Origin of the sequence: Rothia sp. HMSC066H02 (genome assembly GCF_001814995.1) — a bacterium.
Lineage (GTDB): Bacteria > Actinomycetota > Actinomycetes > Actinomycetales > Micrococcaceae > Rothia > Rothia mucilaginosa.
Window position 1 is genome coordinate 300,971 of record NZ_KV818688.1, and the last position, 17,966, is coordinate 318,936.

At 59.6% G+C, this 17,966-nt stretch carries 18 protein-coding genes; 10 read left to right on the plus strand and 8 right to left on the minus strand.

The genetic code is table 11. From position 1 onward, the window contains the following. Positions 1-310: 310 nt before the first annotated feature. From HMPREF2999_RS08460 to HMPREF2999_RS08495, 8 genes are all read left to right on the plus strand, one after another. Positions 311-1,027 carry a DUF6318 family protein gene (locus HMPREF2999_RS08460; protein ID WP_070675176.1) on the plus strand — a complete coding sequence of 239 codons (717 nt, stop codon included), beginning with the start codon at positions 311-313 and terminating at the stop codon, positions 1,025-1,027. 42 nt (positions 1,028-1,069) lie between these two features. Continuing rightward, positions 1,070-1,552 (plus strand): DUF6318 family protein, encoded by a 483-nt coding sequence (locus tag HMPREF2999_RS08465; RefSeq protein ID WP_070675173.1) that lies wholly within the window; start codon positions 1,070-1,072, stop codon positions 1,550-1,552. A 92-nt stretch (positions 1,553-1,644) separates the two neighbouring features. Beyond that, positions 1,645-2,655 carry a YeiH family protein gene (locus HMPREF2999_RS08470; RefSeq protein WP_070675170.1) on the plus strand — a complete coding sequence of 337 codons (1,011 nt, stop codon included), beginning with the start codon at positions 1,645-1,647 and terminating at the stop codon, positions 2,653-2,655. Between the two features lie 91 nt (positions 2,656-2,746). Beyond that, complete coding sequence (locus HMPREF2999_RS08475) at positions 2,747-2,929, plus strand: hypothetical protein (protein WP_070675167.1); 183 nt, start codon at positions 2,747-2,749, stop codon at positions 2,927-2,929. A gap of 136 nt (positions 2,930-3,065) precedes the next feature. After that, a complete protein-coding gene (gene ybaK / locus HMPREF2999_RS08480) occupies positions 3,066-3,566 on the plus strand; it encodes a Cys-tRNA(Pro) deacylase (RefSeq protein WP_049340583.1) in 501 nt (166 codons plus the stop codon). 87 nt (positions 3,567-3,653) lie between these two features. Next, positions 3,654-4,145, plus strand: a complete 492-nt coding sequence (gene msrB / locus HMPREF2999_RS08485) for a peptide-methionine (R)-S-oxide reductase MsrB (protein WP_070675165.1) — start codon at positions 3,654-3,656, stop codon at positions 4,143-4,145. Positions 4,146-4,358: 213 nt separating this feature from the next. Further along, entirely contained in the window at positions 4,359-5,624 is a 1,266-nt protein-coding gene (locus tag HMPREF2999_RS08490; protein ID WP_070642998.1) for an HRDC domain-containing protein, read from the plus strand. Positions 5,625-5,848: 224 nt separating this feature from the next. Next, the gene (locus HMPREF2999_RS08495) at positions 5,849-6,376 is read left to right on the plus strand and encodes a Rieske (2Fe-2S) protein (RefSeq protein ID WP_070675162.1); all 528 of its coding nucleotides are present in this window, start codon (positions 5,849-5,851) and stop codon (positions 6,374-6,376) included. Positions 6,377-6,559: 183 nt separating this feature from the next. On the opposite strand, the gene dxs is transcribed toward HMPREF2999_RS08495, so the two are convergent. The 3 genes from dxs to HMPREF2999_RS08510 all read right to left on the minus strand — a co-directional run bounded on the left by dxs (position 6,560) and on the right by HMPREF2999_RS08510 (position 12,909). Further along, entirely contained in the window at positions 6,560-8,632 is a 2,073-nt protein-coding gene (gene dxs / locus HMPREF2999_RS08500) for a 1-deoxy-D-xylulose-5-phosphate synthase (RefSeq protein WP_083308752.1), read from the minus strand. 225 nt (positions 8,633-8,857) lie between these two features. Next, on the minus strand, positions 8,858-10,510 hold the full coding sequence (locus HMPREF2999_RS08505) for a class I SAM-dependent RNA methyltransferase (RefSeq protein ID WP_070675159.1): 1,653 nt from the start codon (positions 10,508-10,510) through the stop codon (positions 8,858-8,860). Between the two features lie 242 nt (positions 10,511-10,752). Beyond that, positions 10,753-12,909 carry an APC family permease gene (locus HMPREF2999_RS08510; protein ID WP_070675156.1) on the minus strand — a complete coding sequence of 719 codons (2,157 nt, stop codon included), beginning with the start codon at positions 12,907-12,909 and terminating at the stop codon, positions 10,753-10,755. 193 nt (positions 12,910-13,102) lie between these two features. On the opposite strand from HMPREF2999_RS08510, the gene HMPREF2999_RS08515 reads away from it, so the two are divergent. Beyond that, complete coding sequence (locus tag HMPREF2999_RS08515) at positions 13,103-13,969, plus strand: potassium channel family protein (protein ID WP_070675154.1); 867 nt, start codon at positions 13,103-13,105, stop codon at positions 13,967-13,969. Next, a complete protein-coding gene (locus HMPREF2999_RS08520; protein WP_070675151.1) occupies positions 13,970-14,623 on the plus strand; it encodes a potassium channel family protein in 654 nt (217 codons plus the stop codon). Positions 14,624-14,718: 95 nt separating this feature from the next. Here HMPREF2999_RS08520 and HMPREF2999_RS08525 read toward each other — a convergent pair whose 3' ends face one another. The 5 genes from HMPREF2999_RS08525 to HMPREF2999_RS08545 all read right to left on the minus strand — a co-directional run bounded on the left by HMPREF2999_RS08525 (position 14,719) and on the right by HMPREF2999_RS08545 (position 17,909). Further along, the gene (locus tag HMPREF2999_RS08525; RefSeq protein WP_070675149.1) at positions 14,719-15,525 is read right to left on the minus strand and encodes a DUF3159 domain-containing protein; all 807 of its coding nucleotides are present in this window, start codon (positions 15,523-15,525) and stop codon (positions 14,719-14,721) included. After that, positions 15,515-16,054 (minus strand): hypothetical protein, encoded by a 540-nt coding sequence (locus tag HMPREF2999_RS08530; protein WP_012903717.1) that lies wholly within the window; start codon positions 16,052-16,054, stop codon positions 15,515-15,517. Before HMPREF2999_RS08530 ends, HMPREF2999_RS08525 begins: the two co-directional genes overlap by 11 nt. Further along, entirely contained in the window at positions 16,054-16,845 is a 792-nt protein-coding gene (locus HMPREF2999_RS08535) for a DUF3710 domain-containing protein (RefSeq protein WP_049337392.1), read from the minus strand. The genes HMPREF2999_RS08530 and HMPREF2999_RS08535 overlap by 1 nt, the downstream gene beginning before the upstream one ends. A gap of 77 nt (positions 16,846-16,922) precedes the next feature. Beyond that, on the minus strand, positions 16,923-17,369 hold the full coding sequence (gene dut / locus HMPREF2999_RS08540) for a dUTP diphosphatase (RefSeq protein WP_044142235.1): 447 nt from the start codon (positions 17,367-17,369) through the stop codon (positions 16,923-16,925). Between the two features lie 240 nt (positions 17,370-17,609). Beyond that, positions 17,610-17,909, minus strand: a complete 300-nt coding sequence (locus HMPREF2999_RS08545; protein WP_005506382.1) for a DUF4193 domain-containing protein — start codon at positions 17,907-17,909, stop codon at positions 17,610-17,612. Between the last annotated feature and the right edge of the window lie 57 nt (positions 17,910-17,966).

Below are 17,966 nucleotides of genomic sequence, written 5' to 3' on the forward strand. Positions count from 1 at the left end.
TGGGTAAGAAGGATAACCCGAACCCGCGCCTACGCAAAGCCGATATCCGCACCGGCCAGCGCTGGCATCTGAACGACAATGGTGACGGGGACACAGAGTATTCACTGCACCGCGACTGGCCCGACATGTAAAGCCCCCCGTGGGTCTTACGCTGAGAAGCCACATGTTCGCCGAGAAGCCACGATAATGGTGGCTTTTCGAAACACATGTGGCTTCTCATCTATCGGGGTTCTTCCCTTCGGCTGGATAGTCTTCCGGTTTCTAGCCAGCCACCTATTCACACTTCACACCGATATGAGGAGTTTCCTCTATGACTTCCACTCTTTTGACCCGCCGCTCAATGCTGAGCAGCGGCGTGTTTGTGGGCCTGGGGGCCCTGCTTGCGGCGTGTGGCCAGCAGGCAAATAACGAGGGGGCAGCCACCGCCTCTGCCGCGCCGAGCGAGACCGCTTCGGCGTCGGCGGCGGCATCCGATACCGCTTCTGCATCGGCTACTCCGAGCCCGGTCATTACCCGCGGCTACTCGGGCGGCTCGAAGGCGCCGGATGGGGAATACCGCAAGGCTGACGGCAAAGGCCCTGCGCAGAATGTCCCCAAGCCTCGCAATGAGCCTGCACAGTATCCCGAAACTGAAGAAGGCCTCAATCATATGATGGAGGATTGGGTCAATGCCCATAACTACGCAATTCAGACTGGTGACTGCTCCTATGCATTCAAATATATAACAGAAAATACTGAAGAATATGGGTTCTACAAATATATTGAAATACTTTACAAAAATGGCGGATGGGCTGTAGATTCCCTAGATTCATATCAGAGCGAAAGCGCCCTATTTTATGACGACTCTAAGAAAATCTATCGTATGAAAGTCCGCAGAATTTGGTCAACTGAAATATACATTGAATCGAATGGCGATATAACAAGAAGGGCAAATACCGATACAAGTGACGATACTTTCTATTTTCTCTACACATACTCTGATGGCTACTGGAAAATTATCAATAGCAAATACGAGCACGAGCTATAAATCCATCCAGCTTTGATTCGCCGATATAAGGAATACACTTCCATGACTTCCACTCTTTTGACCCGCCGCGCTCTGCTGGGCAGCGGCGCGCTCATGGGCATTGGTGCCCTGCTTGCGGCGTGCGGCCAACAGGCTGCTAACGAGGCGAGCGCCTCGGCATCATCGACCACTGCTCCGAGCGAGACCGCTTCGGCTTCTTCGGCGGCGTCTGAGTCGCCTTCGGCAAGCACTACCCCAAGAGTAACTCGCGGGTATTCAGGTAATTCTAAAGCTCCTGACGGAGAGTACCGCAAAGCCGACGAGTACGGTCCTGCGCAGAACGTCCAGGAACCCCGCAAGGAACCCGCACAGTACCCTGAGACTGAACAAGGCCTCTACCGCATGATGAAGGATTGGCTTGTCTCCCATAACTACGCCATTCAGACCGGTGACATGCAGTATGTATGGCCCTATATGCTGGATACCTACGAGAAGGATATTAAGTTCCTCAAGGATATCGAACGCCTTTATCAGCGCGGAGGGTGAGGTGGTGCGCTCCCCGGACTGGGTCTGTATTCCTACTTTCTAGTTTTACCAAATAAGACTATAATAAGGAGTATCTATTTTCGGAGGTTTTTATGTCATTTCTATCAAAAAATTGGGCAGGACTGTCAGTCTGCCTGATCATTTCTATCATCTCTTGGGTTTTAGGAGGATTTCTGCCTGTTGTGGGAGCACCTGTTTTCGCCATTTTTATCGGAATGACTCTCCATCCCTTTCTCACTTCCTATACACAACTGGATGCCGGTTTGACTTACAGCTCCAAAAAATTGCTTCAGTATGCTGTTATTTTGCTTGGGTTTGGACTCAGTATCTCACAAGTTTTCGCAGTTGGAACATCTTCCCTTCCTGTCATCATTTCGACCATTTCTATCGCTTTAATTATTGCTTTCTTTTTCCAACGCTTTTTTAACCTTGATACAAAGCTAGCTACCTTGATTGGAGTTGGATCTTCTATCTGTGGCGGTTCTGCCATTGCAGCGACTGCTCCTGTTATTCACGCCAAGGAAAAAGAAGTAGCCCAAGCCATTTCTGTTATCTTTTTCTTCAATGTCTTGGCAGCTCTTATCTTTCCGACTCTAGGTTCTTGGCTCCATCTTTCCAACGAAGGTTTTGCTCTCTTTGCGGGTACTGCGGTCAACGATACTTCCTCTGTGACAGCTACTGCTAGTGCCTGGGATAGTCTTTACAATGCAAACACTCTTGAGCCTGCAACTATTGTCAAACTGACACGTACTCTAGCTATTATCCCTATCGTTCTCTTCCTCTCCTATTGGCAAAGCCGTCAACAAGGCGACAACCAAGGAGTGAAGCTTAAAAAAATCTTCCCCGTTTTCATTCTCTACTTTATCCTAGCTTCTCTGCTAACTACTCTTCTCACATCTTTCGGTGTCAGCACTAGCTTCTTTTCACCTCTCAAACAACTCTCCATATTCTTCATCATCATGGCTATGAGTGCTATTGGTCTCAAAACCAACCTCATTGCTATGATCAAATCCAGTGGAAAATCCATTCTTCTTGGAGCCCTTTGCTGGATTGCTATCATCCTGACTAGTCTTGGCATGCAATTACTCATCGGTATTTACTAAGAAAAAATGGAGCCTAAAGGCTACCTCAGAACGTAGACAAACGTCATTTTTGGCGTTTTATCTATGATGAAAAACTAAAGAATACACTCTCATGCTGAAGCACATTTGGGAATTCGTGATATATGTTGAACCCGACGGGTCATACACCGAAGACAAAAATACTGCCGAGGGGGACGATAACGGCGCTTACATTCTCAAATATTCAGATGGATTTTGGACTGTCATTGGCTCGCTTTCTCAAGAACAGCTGAAGGAAAAAGGGCTACTGAAATAACCCCATAACCATTGAGAAGCCACATGTGTTTCGAAAAGCCACCAAAGAAGTGGCTTTTCGAAACACATGTGGCTTCTCGGCGCATAGGTATCAGCGCATAGGTATCGGCGTATGGCGACTTCCGTAAAATGGTTGTATGGCTAAGAAAACTAAAGGTAAGAAGAGCGGCGCAGCAACCGCCGCCGTAGCACTGCTGACCGAGACGAACACCCCCTTCCAGATGCGCGAATACGAGCATGTTGAGGGCGTCACATCCTTCGGTGAAGAGGCCGCGAAGAGCCTCGGCGCCTCCGAGGAGCAGGTGTTCAAGACCCTGCTGATTGTGCACGAGAAGGATTTCGCGGTCGCGATCGTGCCGGTCTCTGGCAAGCTGAACATTAAGGCTGCCGCGGCGGCCCTGGGTTGGAAGAGCGCCTCCATGTGCGACCCGAAGGTCGCTGAGCGCCGCACCGGCTACGTAGTGGGCGGTATTTCTCCGCTGGGCCAGAAGACCCCCTCCCCCACCCTGCTGGATGAGTCTGCGCAGCTTTTTGACACGATCATGGTTTCTGGCGGTAAGCGCGGCCTGGACGTTGAGCTCGCCCCGGACGACCTGCTGAAGCTCACCAACGGCAAATACGCTGACATCCGCGCTTAGTCCGCGCGTAGCGGGAATAATCCGCCCGGCCGCGGCGTTACATATGCCGTAAGAGCCTGGGCATGAGAGCAAACTGAAGGAGTCATGATGGGCAATTCGCTACCCGGCGTGGGTGCTATCGCCAAGAACTGGCGTGAGGTGCTCAAGCCTGAAGAGTACGCTGTTCTGCGTGAGGGCGGCACCGAGCGCGCGTTCACGGGCGAGTACTGGAACACTCACACGGAGGGTGTGTATTCTTGCCGTGCCTGCGGTACGGAGCTGTTCCGTTCCGATCAGAAGTTCGATTCGCATTGTGGTTGGCCGTCGTTTTTCGCGCCGCTGGCTGAGGACCGTGTGCGTTACTTGGAGGACACGACCTTCGGTATGCGCCGCGTGGAGGTGCGTTGCGCCGCCTGCGATTCGCACCTGGGTCACGTGTTTGAGGGTGAGGGCTACCCGACTCCCACGGATTTGCGGTATTGCATTAATTCGGTGTGCTTGACGCTGGCCCCCGCTGGTGAAGCCGCGGCTAATAAAGCACAGCCGGGTGAAGCACAGCCCGGTGATACCCCAGCTGACGAGGCGGAATCCGCCGAATAAACCCCGGCAAGCCCCCTCGCGGGCACGCCGGTGAACCCCTTATTGTGAGTCTCTCTAAATTCGAGGCTTTAGGCTCGGGCGGGTAGAATGGCGTAGTGCCTTCGCGGGCACGCCACCCCGCCCGGGCTCGTGTTTGCTCGGGCGTGCGCCTACCCGGGCATTTGGCCCATCGTATGGGCGCGTCGAACCAGACAGAGGAAAAGGATTGAGTGCATGAGTACCGCAGCTGAACAGAATGCCGCAGGCACCCCTCAGCTGACCCTTAACGGTATCGAAGTTCCGGACGTTGTTCCTCTGGAGGCCCCTTCCGCACCGATTCCGACCCTTATCAATACGGAGAGTGGTCTGCGTCGTGCCGCTGAGCAGTTGGCGGCGGCGTCCGGCCCGGTGGCTGTTGATACTGAGCGTGCCCAGGGCATCCGCTACGGTTCGCGTGCTTTTTTGGTGCAGCTCAAGCGTGAAGATCAGCTATACCTGATTGATCCTGAGGCGTTTAAGGATTTGCGCATTATTAACGATGCTCTGGCGGATGCTGAGTGGGTTATTCACGCCGCAATTCAGGACTTCCCAAGCCTGGATATGCTCGGTATGCGCCCGAACCGTCTGTTTGATACGGAGCTTGGTGCACGTCTTGCCGGTCTGGAGCGCGTGAACCTGGGTGCGACCGTTGAGGAGCTACTCGGCTATAAGCTGGCGAAGAAGCACTCGAAGGAAGACTGGTCGCGCCGGCCCCTGCCAGAGTCCTGGCTGAACTATGCGCTGCTGGACGTTGACGTGCTCATTGATTTGCGTGACGCAATGGAGGATTTGCTCCGCCAGCAGGGTAAGCTGCAGTACGCCCTGGAGGAGTTCGAGTACCTGTGTAAGAGCCCGGTGAAGGATCCGACGGATCAGCCGGAGCGTTGGCGTAAGACGAAGGGCCGCACGATGTTGCGTTCGGTCAAGCAGCTGACGGCGTTGCGTAACCTGTGGCTTGAGCGTGACTCGCTGGCGCGTAAGAAGGACGTAGACGCGAAGCGCCTGCTGCCCGATTCTGCGATTGTGGAGGCGGCACGCACCATGCCGCGTAACGTGCCCGCTATTATGGCGATCCCTGGTTTTCAGACGCGTGGTTTGCGTCGTGAGGGACCGCGTTGGGTGCGTGCTATTGCTGCGGCGGCACGCGGTGAGAACGCTGTACCGTTCACTTTGCCGTCGACTGCCCCGCCGCCGTTGAAGGCGTGGGAGTCTAAGCGCCCCGAGAACTTGGCGCTGTTCACCGAGGTTCGTCAGGCGATTGATGAGCTGTCGGAGAAGCTGACCATTCCGGCGCAGAACCTGATCACGACCGATTATGTTCGCCGCCTCTGCTGGGAGCCGCCGGCTCGTTTTGACGAGCAGACCTTGCGGGATGCGCTCGCCGAGTACGGTGCGCGTTCGTGGCAGACGGGTCTGGTTGCCCCCGTGATTGCGCCGATTTTTGCCCGCCACCTGGGGTAGATTTCTCTAACGTTGAATAGATGTGCGTGCCGGTTGGGTGTGTTGCTGATGCGACCGCCCGACCGGCATTTTGTGTGCCTCGGGAGTTTGACACGGTAGTTTGTCCCGGTATTTTGCCTCAGCAGTTTGTCTCCGGTGCAAACGTGAACCAAGCTTAGCCTGCTCTCATTCGATTTTTGTCCCAAACCGGCATAGGGTGGAGAGAGTACACGAAAGGAACCACCATGCCCGCACCCAACGGATGCTGCCGCTCTCAGAAGGCATGCGCCTCCCCTGCTACTGAATCTACAACCGTCGACACCGCAGTCGATACCACAGAAACTGATTCTTCTGCGCGCGTCTTCTCCCGCCGCGCAACCCTCATCACCGGCGCCGTCACATCCGGTGCGTTGCTCGCCTCCTGCGCTGAAGGTGACTCCAACGTTACCGCGCCCGAAGGCACCGTTGAGGTAGGTTCCGCCTCCGCAGTGGGCGTGGGCAAGGCGGCACGCCTGACTCACGGCTCCACGACCGTTATCGTCTCCCAGCCGTCCGCGGGCGAGTACAAGGCGTTCAGCACCGTGTGCACCCACCAGGGCTGCCAGGTGCAGGTGCAGGATTCCAACCGCATCGTGTGCCCCTGCCACGGTTCCGAGTTCGCTGTAGCTGACGGCTCGGTCGTGCACGGCCCCGCGGAGTCGCCCCTTGCCAGCTACCCGGTGCAGGAGAAGGGCGGCAAAATTTTCGTCACCCACACCTCCAAGGATTCCTAAACCGGCGGCTCAGAACCTACGCACAGCAAAACCTCCATACGGCAAGACCTGCGCACAGCAAAGCCCCACCCATCACAATCGATGGGCGGGGCTTTGTGCTGTCTTATGGTACCCGCTACTGATGCCTACTATTGCGGCGCGCTACTAAGAGAAGCTTAGGCGGCACATTTCAGGTACGACCGCTTAGCGGGTGTGGCGCGGCTTCTGACCCTCTTCACGGGCGAACGGAACCTTATCGCCAGCCAGCTGCGCACGCAGATCCGCGATGATGGTTTCCGCGGTCAGGCCGACCTCCTCCAGAATCTGCTCGCGAGAAGCGTGCGGAATGAACTCCGCCGGAAGACCCAGCTCGCTCAGCGCAGTGTCCACGCCAGCCGCACGCATTTCCTGGCGGATGCGCGAACCCACACCACCGGAACGCACGCCGTCCTCAATGGTCACCACAATGCGGTGATCACGAGCCAGTTCAACGACCGAAGACGGCACCGGCATCACCCAGCGCGGGTCAACCACGGTGGACTGGATGCCCTCGGCGGCAAGCACCTTGGAGGCTTCCAGAGCCACGCGAGCCATAGCGCCCACGGCAACGAACAGCACGTCACGCTGACCGGTTTCCGGGTGGGGTTCACCGGTGCGTGCCAGCACGTCCACGCCGTCGCTGCGGCGCTCCAGGGCGGGAATGTCCTCGCCCACGGAGCCCTTCGGGTAGCGAATCACGGTCGGTGCGTCGTTAATAGCTACAGCCTCACGCAGCTCTTCGCGCAGGGTCGCGCCATCACGCGGAGCCGCCAGGTGCAGGCCCGGAATGAACTGCAGCATCGCCAAATCCCACATGCCGTGGTGGCTTGCACCGTCCGGGCCGGTAATGCCGGAGCGGTCCAGCACCACGGTCACGCCCGCCTTGTGCAGGGCAACGTCCATGAGCAGCTGGTCAAAGCCGCGGTTCAGGAAGGTTGCGTAGAGAGCAACCACCGGGTGCATGCCGCCGTACGCCAGGCCTGCACTCATCGCCACGGCGTGCTGCTCAGCGATACCTACGTCAATAACGCGCTCGGGGTGGCGCTTCTGGAATTCGCGCAGACCCACGGGAATGAGCATCGCGCCGGTAATACCGACGACGTTCTCCTGCTCATCCGCAATATCTGCGATTTCGCTACCAAAGACACCGGTCCACGACTCGGAGGTGCTGGTCGAAACATCCTCACCGGTCAGCGGGTCAATCTGGCCCACCGCGTGGAACTGGTCGTCCTCGTTCGCGCGGGCGGGTGCGTAGCCGTGGCCCTTCTCGGTAATGGCGTGCACGATGACCGGGCCGGCGTAGTTCTTTGCCGCGGTCAGCGCGTTCTCCACAGCCTGCTGGTCGTGGCCGTCAATGGGGCCCACGTACTTCATGCCCAGGTCTTCGAAAATACCCTTGGGCACGACGACGTCCTTAATGCCCGCCTTCATGCCGTGCAGGCCGCGGTACACCATCTGACCGACGGGGCCGCCACGCTGCAGGCCGATGCGCACTGCATCCAGGGCGTTGTCGTAGCGGTGATCGAGGCGCACGCGATCCACCTGCTGCTGCACACCGTGCTTGAGTTCAGACAGCTGGTTCGCGAAACCGCCAATGGTCGGCGCGTAGGAGCGGCCGTTATCGTTGACCACAATCACGACCTTGCGGGTGCGGTCGGCAGCAATATTGTTCACAGCCTCCCACGCCATGCCGCCGGTCAGCGCGCCGTCACCAATGAGGACCACGGTGTAGCGGTCATCTTCACCGTTGAGCTTGTGCGCGCGAGAAATACCGTCAGCCCACGAAATCGAGCTGGATGCGTGCGAAGAAGCAATAATGTCGTGCTCAGACTCGCCACGATCCGGGTAGCCGGACAGGCCGCCCTTCTGACGCAGCGTCTTAAACGCGTGACGACCAGTCACCAGCTTATGCACATAGGACTGGTGGCCGGTGTCGAAAAGAATGTTGTCCTTGGGAGATTCGAAGACACGGTGAATGCCGAGGGTCAGCTCCACAACGCCCAGGTTCGGACCCAGGTGACCGCCGGTCGCCGACACATTCGTCACGATGAACTGGCGAATTTCCTTAGAGAGCTCCTCCAGCTGCTCGTAGCTGAGGTTCTGCAGGTCCGCCGGGGACTGAATACCCGGGAGCAACTTGGCAGTGGCACCATTACCAATGCTGTAGTCGGCGGTGGGTGCGCCACCGGCGGCGCTATTCGGGGTCTCCTCCTGCGGCAATGCGTTTTCAGCGGACATACACCCACACTCCTCAAGGTCGGGGCACGGCTCATTCCGTGCGTTGGTTCTTCAATGATTCTACCGTTTACGGTGCCAAAAAGCAGATTTATGTGCCCGCAGAGCAAGACGCACCGGGTTGAGCAAAAACGGCCTGAAATAACCCCTAGTGGGCAGGCTGGTGAACAGCCCAACCCGCCCAACGCTGCGATTATTTGCTTCTTTGTTACGGCTACTAGCTACGCGCTACTTGGTGCGGCGGCGGCGCGGACGAGGCTTCGCCGGGGCACGCTCAAAAAGCGCCACCGACTCCACGTGATGCGTATTCGGGTACATATCAAACGCCCGAAGCTGCACCATATCCCAGCCCAGCTCACGCAAAATACCGGTGTCACGACCCAGGGATGCCGGGTCGCACGCCACATACAGAATACGCTTGGGGTCCAGCGCATCCAGGCGTTCCAGGGTGGTTCGGTTCGCGCCCTCACGGGACGGGTCAAGGACCACCGCATCAATGGCGGGGATTTCACCAAACTCAAGGGCGGTCTTCAAATCCACCAGGTGGCGTGCCACGTCGCCACGAATCACCTCAATGCGGGTGTCCGCAGAGTTCTCGGTGCGGGAGCAACCATCCGGCGCGAAGTTCGAGCGCGCGTCCTTATGGGTCACCGGGGAACCTTCAATGCTGACGACGGTACCCGATGCGCCCACGGCGTCCGCGAGCGCGGCGGTAAACAGGCCCGCGCCGGCGTACAGGTCGAGGGCGCATTCGCCTTCCTGCGGGCGGAGCATGGTGAGCATGGTTCCAACCATGGTGGAGGGGGCGGCGCGGTGAATCTGCCAGAAGCCGCCGGCGGACACCTGGTAGCTGAATCGGCGGGAGCCGAAGGTAACTTCTTCGGTGACGGAGCGCAGGCCCGCGCCGAGCAGCTGGTCGCCTTCGGGTACGCGACGGTAGGGGGTGTGGGAGGAGCCGGGGCGGCGGCGCTTGGGCTTGCCGTTGGAGGTGGACTGCGGGGTGAAGAAGAGGGAGATTTTGCGCTTGGCGAGCAATCCCCAGGCGTCGGCCGCCTGCTGTTCGATGTCCTTGGCGACCTCTTCGATGGGGAAGCGCGGGTCAACGATGAACTGTAACAGGACCCTGCCGCGGGAGGAGACGATCGCCTCGACTTCGCGTACGCCGCGCAGGTTCAGTTTCTCAAGCTCTAGGTTGCGCAGTTCGGGTGCGGCGAGGGGAAAGTCTACGACCGGTACGGGCTGGGAGGCGCGGTACGGGTGCATGCCGACGCGCCAGGTGACGGCGGGGCTCTTTTTGCCGCCGCTGTTCTGCTCGCCGTTCTTCTCTTCGCTATCTTGCGCGCGGACCTTGGTCACGTTGTAGCGCACGCGGGTACGCCAGGACAGGCCCTCGTTGTTATCGCGCAGGGGCAGCTCTTCAACGATGAGGTTGGTCAGCAGAGGCGATTCGAGGGGCAGGCCGCCCAAGCGGTTGATCTGGGTGCGGACAATATCGGTCTTGTAGCGTCGCTGCTCAGCCAGGCTGATGTGGCCGTATTCCATGCCGCCGAGCAGTTCGGGTACGCCGGTTGCTGCAGCGCGTTCCTCGTCGGTTGCGAGCGCATCCGCCTGGATCCAGGGGTGGGGGCGGCGTGCCAGGGAAGGTACGGGTACGGAGATGACGTCTGCGAAGTAGAAGCGGCGCTTGGGGCCGATGGCGGTGATGCGCACTTCTGCCTGTTCGCCGACGATGCCGTGACGCACGAAGATGACGCCCTGTTCGGTGCGCGCTACGAAGGCGCCGCCGTGTGCGGGTGCCTCACAGGTGACGGTGAGGGTCTGCCCGACGCTGTATCCGTCTACGTTGTTGGAGGCGGCAGGCGTGGTAGCAGTGTGGGTCACAGCATTGTCTCCTAAAGAATCACTTAATGTGAACTATTTTACACCGATTTGTACCTTTACTCCGATTCCGACGCCCCGCAGGGGGCACCAAATAGGCGGCAAAGGGCAAAGTCCAGGCGCTATGCGGGGTGCTCAAGCAAAGTTGCGGGGGCAATTGACCGGGCTCGGCGCTGGGCAATCATACTGGGCACCAGGCAAATATTTCTGGGCGCTGGGCAATCATGCTGAGCGCTGGGCGATTATTACGGCTGGCGCTTCTTCTCGCGCGCCACAGCGTCCGCCTCGTGCAGGCGACCGCGGTACACCGCGTGGCGGTTGCTCTGAATCAGCTCGCGGCCACCACCGGCTGAACGAGTAATCTTCGGGGCGACTGCAGCCGCAGAGCCATCGATATCAGCCTCTGCGGTCGGATCATTGGTAGCCGAGTCCTTACCCTGTAAACGCTGATCAAAAATCTCATCATACACCTCATCCTCGTGCATCGCCCAGGGCACGGTCGCCGTCATGACGCCCGGCTCGTGCAGAAGCGCCTGCTTGAGGCGGCGCACCGTGCGGCGGTGCAGAATACGCTGCCACCAGTGCTTCACCACAAACTCCGGCAGGTACACCACCAAAATATCGCGCGGTGACTTCTTGCGGCGGCGGCGAACATACGAAACGACAGCCTCCACCGTGTCACGGTACGGCGAATCAATCACCGACAGCGGCACCGGAATGCCCAGGGCGTACCAGCGTTTCTTCACAATCTCCAGGGCGGCGCGGTCATTGTTGACCGTTAGCGCCTCAATCGTGGAGGGGCGGCCGGCACGCGCATAGGAGAGGGCACGAACCGCCGGGCGGCGCACACGCTCCACGTACACGATGGCGTGCACACGCGAAGGCAGGGCCGCCACATCCGCGACGGATTCGGCATTCAGGGGGATGTCCAGGGCGGCATCCACCGCATCGTAGTGGCGGCGAGTCACAACCATACCTCCAACCATCAGGGCAATCATTCCAAGGGAGAGCCACGCGCCGGCGGCGAACTTCGTCACCACGATGGTGACCAGCACCGCGGTGGTCACGACCATACCCACCGTAGAGACCGCAATATCGCGTAGCAGGGCGCGGCGCGGCATCTGCGCCAGGGTGATACGCAGCAGGCGCATGCGGTAGCGCACCACCGCCAGCTGCACCAGCATCATGGACAGGCACATGCCCACAATGTACAGCTGAATCAGCGAGTACACGTCCGAACCGAAAATGCAGGTGAGGAAAATTGAGAATGCCGACAGCGCCAGCACACCGTTCGCGTACAGGCCGCGTGAATCCACGCTGCGGAAGAATACCGGCAGGTACTGGTAATCAGCCAGCGACGAGGCAATCACCGGGAAGCCCGTAAACGCCGTCAGCGAGGCAATAATCAGCACGCCCACCGTGGCAAAAACCAGTAGCTGCGCGAAGAACGGCACACCCTGATAAATCGCCAAAGCCACCTGGTACAGCGCCGGCTTCTGGTGGAAGTACTCCCCCGGCGTGTGCCCGTCAATGAACAAGAAACGGGTCGTATCATGCACCATGTGCACGCGGGTTGCCGCCGCAAAACCGAGCAGGCTCACCAGCAGGACCGAGGTGATCAGGCCCATCAGCATCATGGTGACCGCCGCATTATATTTCTTCGGGCGGCGGAAATACTTCACCGAATTAGAGATCGTAGAAACACCCGAGAACGCCACCAAGCCAGCAGAGAACGAACGCGCCAGAAGTAGCACCAGCGCCAGGCCTTCCAGCGCATGATCGTGGTATTCAGGGGCAATCACATAGGTCGCCGATTCAGCCAGCGGCAGCGTACCCGTGGCGGCACGAACCCAACCCACAATGAGGGTGACCCCCAACAGCGCCAAGAAAACGTACAGCGGCCAGTACGCAATCTTTCCCAGCAGCTGCACGCCACGCAACGCAAACAGCGTCAGAGCAACAATGAGCAGCACCGCAATGAGGGTGCGCCAATCCTGAATCTGGGGGTACAGCGCCACCAAAAATGAGGACGCCGAAGACATCGAAACCGCCACCGTGAGCATATAGTCCATCAGCGAGGATGCCCCCATCACGATCGAGGGCAGCGCACCCAGTTTGCGGTGCACCAGCTGAATATCGCCCTCGGAAGCAATCTGGTTGATGTTGTACCGGTACGTGCCAATCACCAGCAGACCCACCATCGCCACACCCAAACCGATCCAGGGTGAAAAAGCGAGCGCAGAGGCACCCGCAGCGGCAAGGGTCAGGATCATCTGGTCGGCTGCGTAGGCGACCGAAGAGATGCCGTCGGCACCGAAAAGAGGCAGGGCGTAGCGCTTCGGCAGCGCGACTGCCGAAAGATTTCGCGTGCTGACCGGCTGACCGGTCAGGGCGATGCGCATTCTATCCCAACGATTCCTCACGCTGTTAAGGCTATAGGTCACGGCTTCAAAGCTCAATTTTATTCAGCCGAATAGTGGGCATTGCGAGCGGAATATCACGGAGCATCGGCGTGGAGGCTCACCCGCCCATTACACTGGTAGAGGTAGGCGGTAACGCCTTATCACCGTAAAACATCAACACTCGGAGGGATGTATGCCTCACTTCGTCATTATGGGTGCCGGACGCGTGGGCGTCATGCTGGCGCGCACTCTGGAAGCTTCGGGGCATACGGTCGCCGTCATTGACCAGGACGAACGTGCTTTCCAGCCGCTGCGTAAGGGCTTTGAGGGGCGCCTGGTGACCGGTGTCGGTTTTGATGAGGACACCCTCAAGCGTGCCGGCATTACCGAGGCGTACGCTTTTGCCGCCGTCTCTTCGGGCGATAACTCGAATATTATTGCCGCCCGTGTGGCACGCGAAATGTTCAAGGTGAAGAACGTTGTGGCGCGTGTGTACGACCCGAACCGCGCCGAATTCTTCCAGCGCATGGGGATTCCCACGGTCGCTTCGGTGCGCTGGTCCACCGACCAGGTGCTGCGCCGCCTGCTGCCCGAGCAGGCGCTCAAGGGCGACTTCCGTGAACCCTCGGGCCGCCTCATGCTCACCGAAATTCCGCTCGACGACGGCTGGGCGGGTCACGCCCTGACCAGTATCGAACGTGCCGCCGGGGTGCGCATCGCCTACATCACCCGCTTTGGTGAGGGCATGCTCCCCCGCCCCGATTCCGCCTATCAGCAGGGCGATAGTGTGCACGTCATGATGCGCACCGACGACGTTGCGGACGTAACCCGTATTCTCTCCCGCCCGCCGCGCGTTGAAGACGAAGAAGTGGAGGCGAACTACGCCCCCGCCTCGGGCCACCGCAAGCACCCCCACGCCCCGAAGAAACCCGCCGAGCAGAAGCACAACGACGGCCCCGTTGTCGAGCATGAGTTCCACCTCGGTGACACTCCCCCGGAGCTGCCCGACCCCCTCGAACTCATCGGCCGCCATCGTGATTCCTCGAAAGGTGAGAAGTAAGTGAAGGTCCTCATTGTTGGTGCCGGTTCCGTGGGCGCCTCCATCGCTAAAGAGCTCATGATGAACGGCCACGACGTGACCATCATCGACTCCAAGCCCGAAGTCAAGAAGCGCGCCGATTTGCCCGGCGTGCGCTGGCATATTGGTGACGCCTGCGAGCTGTCCGTACTGCGCCAGGTGCACCCGAACAAGGCGGACGTGGTCGTTGCCGCAACCGGTGACGATAAGGCAAACCTGATGGTCTCCCTGCTGGTGCGCAGTGAGTTTGGTGTGCCGCGCACCGTGGCGCGTGTGAACAACCCGCGTAATGAGTGGCTCTTTGACGACTCCTGGGGCGTGGACGTTGCCGTGTCCACCCCGCGTCTGATGACCGCCCTCGTCGAGGAAGCCGTGGAAGTCGGCGACGTGGTGCGCCTGCTGACCCTGCAGGCTGGCGGCGCGACCCTCGCCGAGTACACCGTGCCGGATGACCACCCCGTCATCGGTTACCGCGTGGACCACGTGCAGTGGCCCGTCGATACGGTGCTCACCGCGATCCTGCGTGACGGCGCGCCAATCCCGCCCAGTTCCGACGTGGCGATTGAGGGCGGCGACGAGCTGTTCTTCATCACGACCATTGCCGGTGAGGACCAGATCCGCGCGCTATTCGCATAGCACTGTTCGCATAGCGTTTATACGTAAGTTTTGAGGAGGCGAAAGCCCCGGTCACGGGTACCGGGGCTTTCGCGTACTTCTATGAAGTTGTGGGGTTAGCGGCTTTCTGAACCGTCAGCTTCGGCAGTTTCGGCAGCTTCGGCAGTTTCGTCAGCCTCGGGGTCCTCGCTCACCGGCGCCTCCTCGGGAGCCGACACACGCCACGCCAGCCACACACCCAAAGCGTACAGCGGCAGACCCATGATCAGGCGGGTCGCGCCCAGCGCTTCCACATTATCCGCAAAATACAGGGGCACCTGCACGGCAAGGCGCAGCATCATCAGCACGGTAATAATCCAGGTCGCCAGCATGTACTGGCGCAGGCGCACCGGGTTCTGGCGCCAGCTCAGCGCCTCACCGCGAATGACCGCAAAAATCAGACCCATCAGCGGCCAACGCACCAGCATCGACAGCAGATACGCCAGGATGTACACGCCGTTCGTCCAGAAGCCCACCACAAAGTAGTCGCTCGCATTACCGGTACGGTACGCGGCAAACGCACAAATCGCCACGCCCACCAGACCGGTCAGCGCACTCACCAGCTTAGAGCCCTGCACCAGACGAATCAGCGTGAACACGCCCGCCGCAGCCAACGCCGCAATCAGGGACAGGTTCAGTTCCTTCGTCACGGTGAACAACACCAGGAACGCCACAGCGGGCAGGGAGGATTCCACCAGGCCGCGCCAGCCGCCGATAGCGTGCAGAATATCCACATCACCGTTGGCAGTGCGGCGCATATTCGCACCCATGGAGGCGCTCAGGCTCTGCGCCAGCTGATTCTCCTCCTGCGCCGGGTCAGCAACCGGGCTAGTTGCGGGGTTAGTGTTCGGATCGGGCTGGGTCGAAGACTGCTCAGCGCTCATGTTTTCCCTTCTCAGCAAAGAATTGCGGCACGATTTCATAGCGCGGGTTATAAATCACCGGCTGATGAGCCCTCACCGACACCACACCGGAACAGCGCAACAACGCACCGGCAAGCACACCGGGCACCATCCGCTGCCCCTGCCACTTCAGTAGCACCCTATCCCCCGGGTTGAACGGCGCATACGGCGGGAAAGACACCTCGTGAGGCTCCTGCACCGCCACGGTCGCCAAAGACGCCGTGTTCAAATGGTGCTGCTTCTCGGGGTCCTCGGATTCCTCCTCGAAATCCTCACCGGGCGGCTCCACGATCGGCATACCAATCAGCGCCAGCGGGCTCGACCACTGCAGGGGCTTAGACTTAGCCACCACCAGCTCGGCACGGTACATCGGCTTATCCTGCAGCGCAGGTAGCCATACCTGCTCCACGCGTCCGGCAAGGCGTACGCGAAAGCGCTCGGGGTACCCGGGAGCAAGAATCTGCTCCTCAGGAACCGCGAGCGCACTCGGGTAGTTCGAAAACTCAGGCATTAGCCAATCTCGGTAATCTCAGGGCCGCGGCGAGGCATCGGGCGCAGCTTGCTGTGCTCGTTCTCGGTTTCTTCCTCCACGGCGGGCTCTTCCTCAGCCACAACCAGGTCGGCAGGCAGAGTCATGGGCAGCAGCTCGCGCGGCGGGCGCGGGTCGTCGCCACGGTCCACCACGACAGTGCGGAAGACTTCCTCCACGGAGGCGGCAGCCTTATCGTCACCGAGCACAGCCGCGCCGGAGATGACGCCGCGCAGGAACCAGCGGGGGCCGTCCACACCCACGAAACGGGCGATACGCTCACCGGGCTGACCGTCCGGGGTAACGGCGGGCAGGCGGGTCAGCATCTCGGCGCCGAATACGCCGGCGTAGATTTCGACGATGCCGCCCTGGGATGCGACGGACTCGGTCAGGTCGTGACGGATGTCGTCCCAGATGCCGGTGGTGCGCGGTGCGGCGAATGCCTGCACCTGCAGGGTTGCGCCGTCGCGGGTGATGGTTGCGGCGATAACCGCGCCGGTTGCGTCGTCAGTTTCGAGGCGCAGGTTCATGCCGTCGAGCAGCTTGATGCGCAGCGCACCCAGGTCGACGTAGTCTTCGAGGTCTTCGGCGGTGACTTCTTCAATGTCGTGCGGGCCGTTGACGCGGTCGTACTTGATAACCTCGGGAGAGTTCTCCTCTTCCTTCAGCTCCTCAACCTCGACGTTGGTCTCCTCAATCTCTTCGGCGACAGCCTTGTCGATGGCGGCCTTTTCAGCCTCCTCGGCGTGCTTCTTCTTACCAAATCCGAACATGGTATTCCTACTTTCACCGCACGCAGGGTGCGGGGGTTTCTTCTCTTCTCTCGTGCGACAATCGCGGTGAGAGCAGACTAGTGGATTCCGCTGGAGCCGAAGCCGCTGGAGCCGCGTTCGGTCTGTTCCAGTTCATCCACCACGGTAAAGGTTGCGTGCTCGTACTTTTGAATGACCAGCTGGGCAATGCGGTCGCCGCGCTGCACGTGGAAGGACTTGGTCTTGTCAGTGTTGAGCAGGGTGACCATCAGCTCGCCTCGGTAGCCGGAATCAACGGTGCCGGGTGCGTTCACAATGGTGATACCGTTCTTGGTTGCCAGGCCGGAGCGCGGGTGCACCAGACCAACGTAACCTTCGGGCAGGGCGATCGCCACGCCGGTGGGGACGAGGGCGCGTTCGCCCGGTTCCAGTTCGAAGTCGATGCGGGAGCGCAGGTCAGCGCCGGCGTCGCCGGGCTTTGCGTAGGCGGGTGCGGGCAGCTCGGGGTCGAGCAGCTTAATGTGGACGTTTACGGGGGTCATCATGGTCAATACTCTAACCTTTCGCGGGTGTCTGTGCCATCACCTCGCGCTGTGTTGAGACTCTACTGCGGGGTGTTTTCGTTCCGTGTTCGCGTTCAGCGCGTGCGGCGGTGTGCCGTGGTGGGTGCGACGCGGCGCCGTTCTTGCGTGCGCGGCTTTCACATACTCAACGGGGCGGGTGCACTCGGCACTCGCCCCGTCATGAGGTGTATGTCGGGTGGGTGTTAGCCCTTCCCTAAAGTTTTAGCCCTCGCACTCGATGCAGTAGGACAGGCCGCCCTCTTCGCGTGCAATCTGCGAGCGGTGGCGCACCAGGAAGCAGGATGCGCAGGTGAATTCGTCGTCCTGAGCGGGCAGAACAACAACGTTCAGCTCCTCGTTGGAGAGGTCAGCACCGGGCAGCTCGAAGCTTTCTGCTGCGCTGTTTTCGTCTTCGTCCACCGCACCGGACTGCATCTCGGAACGGCGGGCGTTCAGCTCCTCGTAGGACTCTTCGTTCTGCTCTTCGTCCTGCTTGCGAGGTGCATCGTAATCAGTTGCCAAACTTTCACGCTCCGTTGGTTCTGTGGCTGTGTGTTGGACTAGGCCACGCTGGTTTAA

Coding starts and splice junctions, on each gene's coding strand:
- dxs (WP_083308752.1), bottom strand. CDS start 8,632: ATGTCCGCTGAAAACGCATTGCCGCAGGAGGAGACCCCGAATAGCGCC.
- msrB (WP_070675165.1), top strand. CDS start 3,654: ATGGGCAATTCGCTACCCGGCGTGGGTGCTATCGCCAAGAACTGGCGT.
- HMPREF2999_RS08535 (WP_049337392.1), bottom strand. CDS start 16,845: ATGTTCGGATTTGGTAAGAAGAAGCACGCCGAGGAGGCTGAAAAGGCC.
- HMPREF2999_RS08510 (WP_070675156.1), bottom strand. CDS start 12,909: ATGCGCATCGCCCTGACCGGTCAGCCGGTCAGCACGCGAAATCTTTCG.
- HMPREF2999_RS08530 (WP_012903717.1), bottom strand. CDS start 16,054: ATGCCTGAGTTTTCGAACTACCCGAGTGCGCTCGCGGTTCCTGAGGAG.
- ybaK (WP_049340583.1), top strand. CDS start 3,066: ATGGCTAAGAAAACTAAAGGTAAGAAGAGCGGCGCAGCAACCGCCGCC.
- HMPREF2999_RS08495 (WP_070675162.1), top strand. CDS start 5,849: ATGCCCGCACCCAACGGATGCTGCCGCTCTCAGAAGGCATGCGCCTCC.
- HMPREF2999_RS08475 (WP_070675167.1), top strand. CDS start 2,747: ATGCTGAAGCACATTTGGGAATTCGTGATATATGTTGAACCCGACGGG.
- HMPREF2999_RS08525 (WP_070675149.1), bottom strand. CDS start 15,525: ATGAGCGCTGAGCAGTCTTCGACCCAGCCCGATCCGAACACTAACCCC.
- dut (WP_044142235.1), bottom strand. CDS start 17,369: ATGATGACCCCCGTAAACGTCCACATTAAGCTGCTCGACCCCGAGCTG.
- HMPREF2999_RS08470 (WP_070675170.1), top strand. CDS start 1,645: ATGTCATTTCTATCAAAAAATTGGGCAGGACTGTCAGTCTGCCTGATC.
- HMPREF2999_RS08465 (WP_070675173.1), top strand. CDS start 1,070: ATGACTTCCACTCTTTTGACCCGCCGCGCTCTGCTGGGCAGCGGCGCG.
- HMPREF2999_RS08460 (WP_070675176.1), top strand. CDS start 311: ATGACTTCCACTCTTTTGACCCGCCGCTCAATGCTGAGCAGCGGCGTG.
- HMPREF2999_RS08515 (WP_070675154.1), top strand. CDS start 13,103: ATGCCTCACTTCGTCATTATGGGTGCCGGACGCGTGGGCGTCATGCTG.
- HMPREF2999_RS08490 (WP_070642998.1), top strand. CDS start 4,359: ATGAGTACCGCAGCTGAACAGAATGCCGCAGGCACCCCTCAGCTGACC.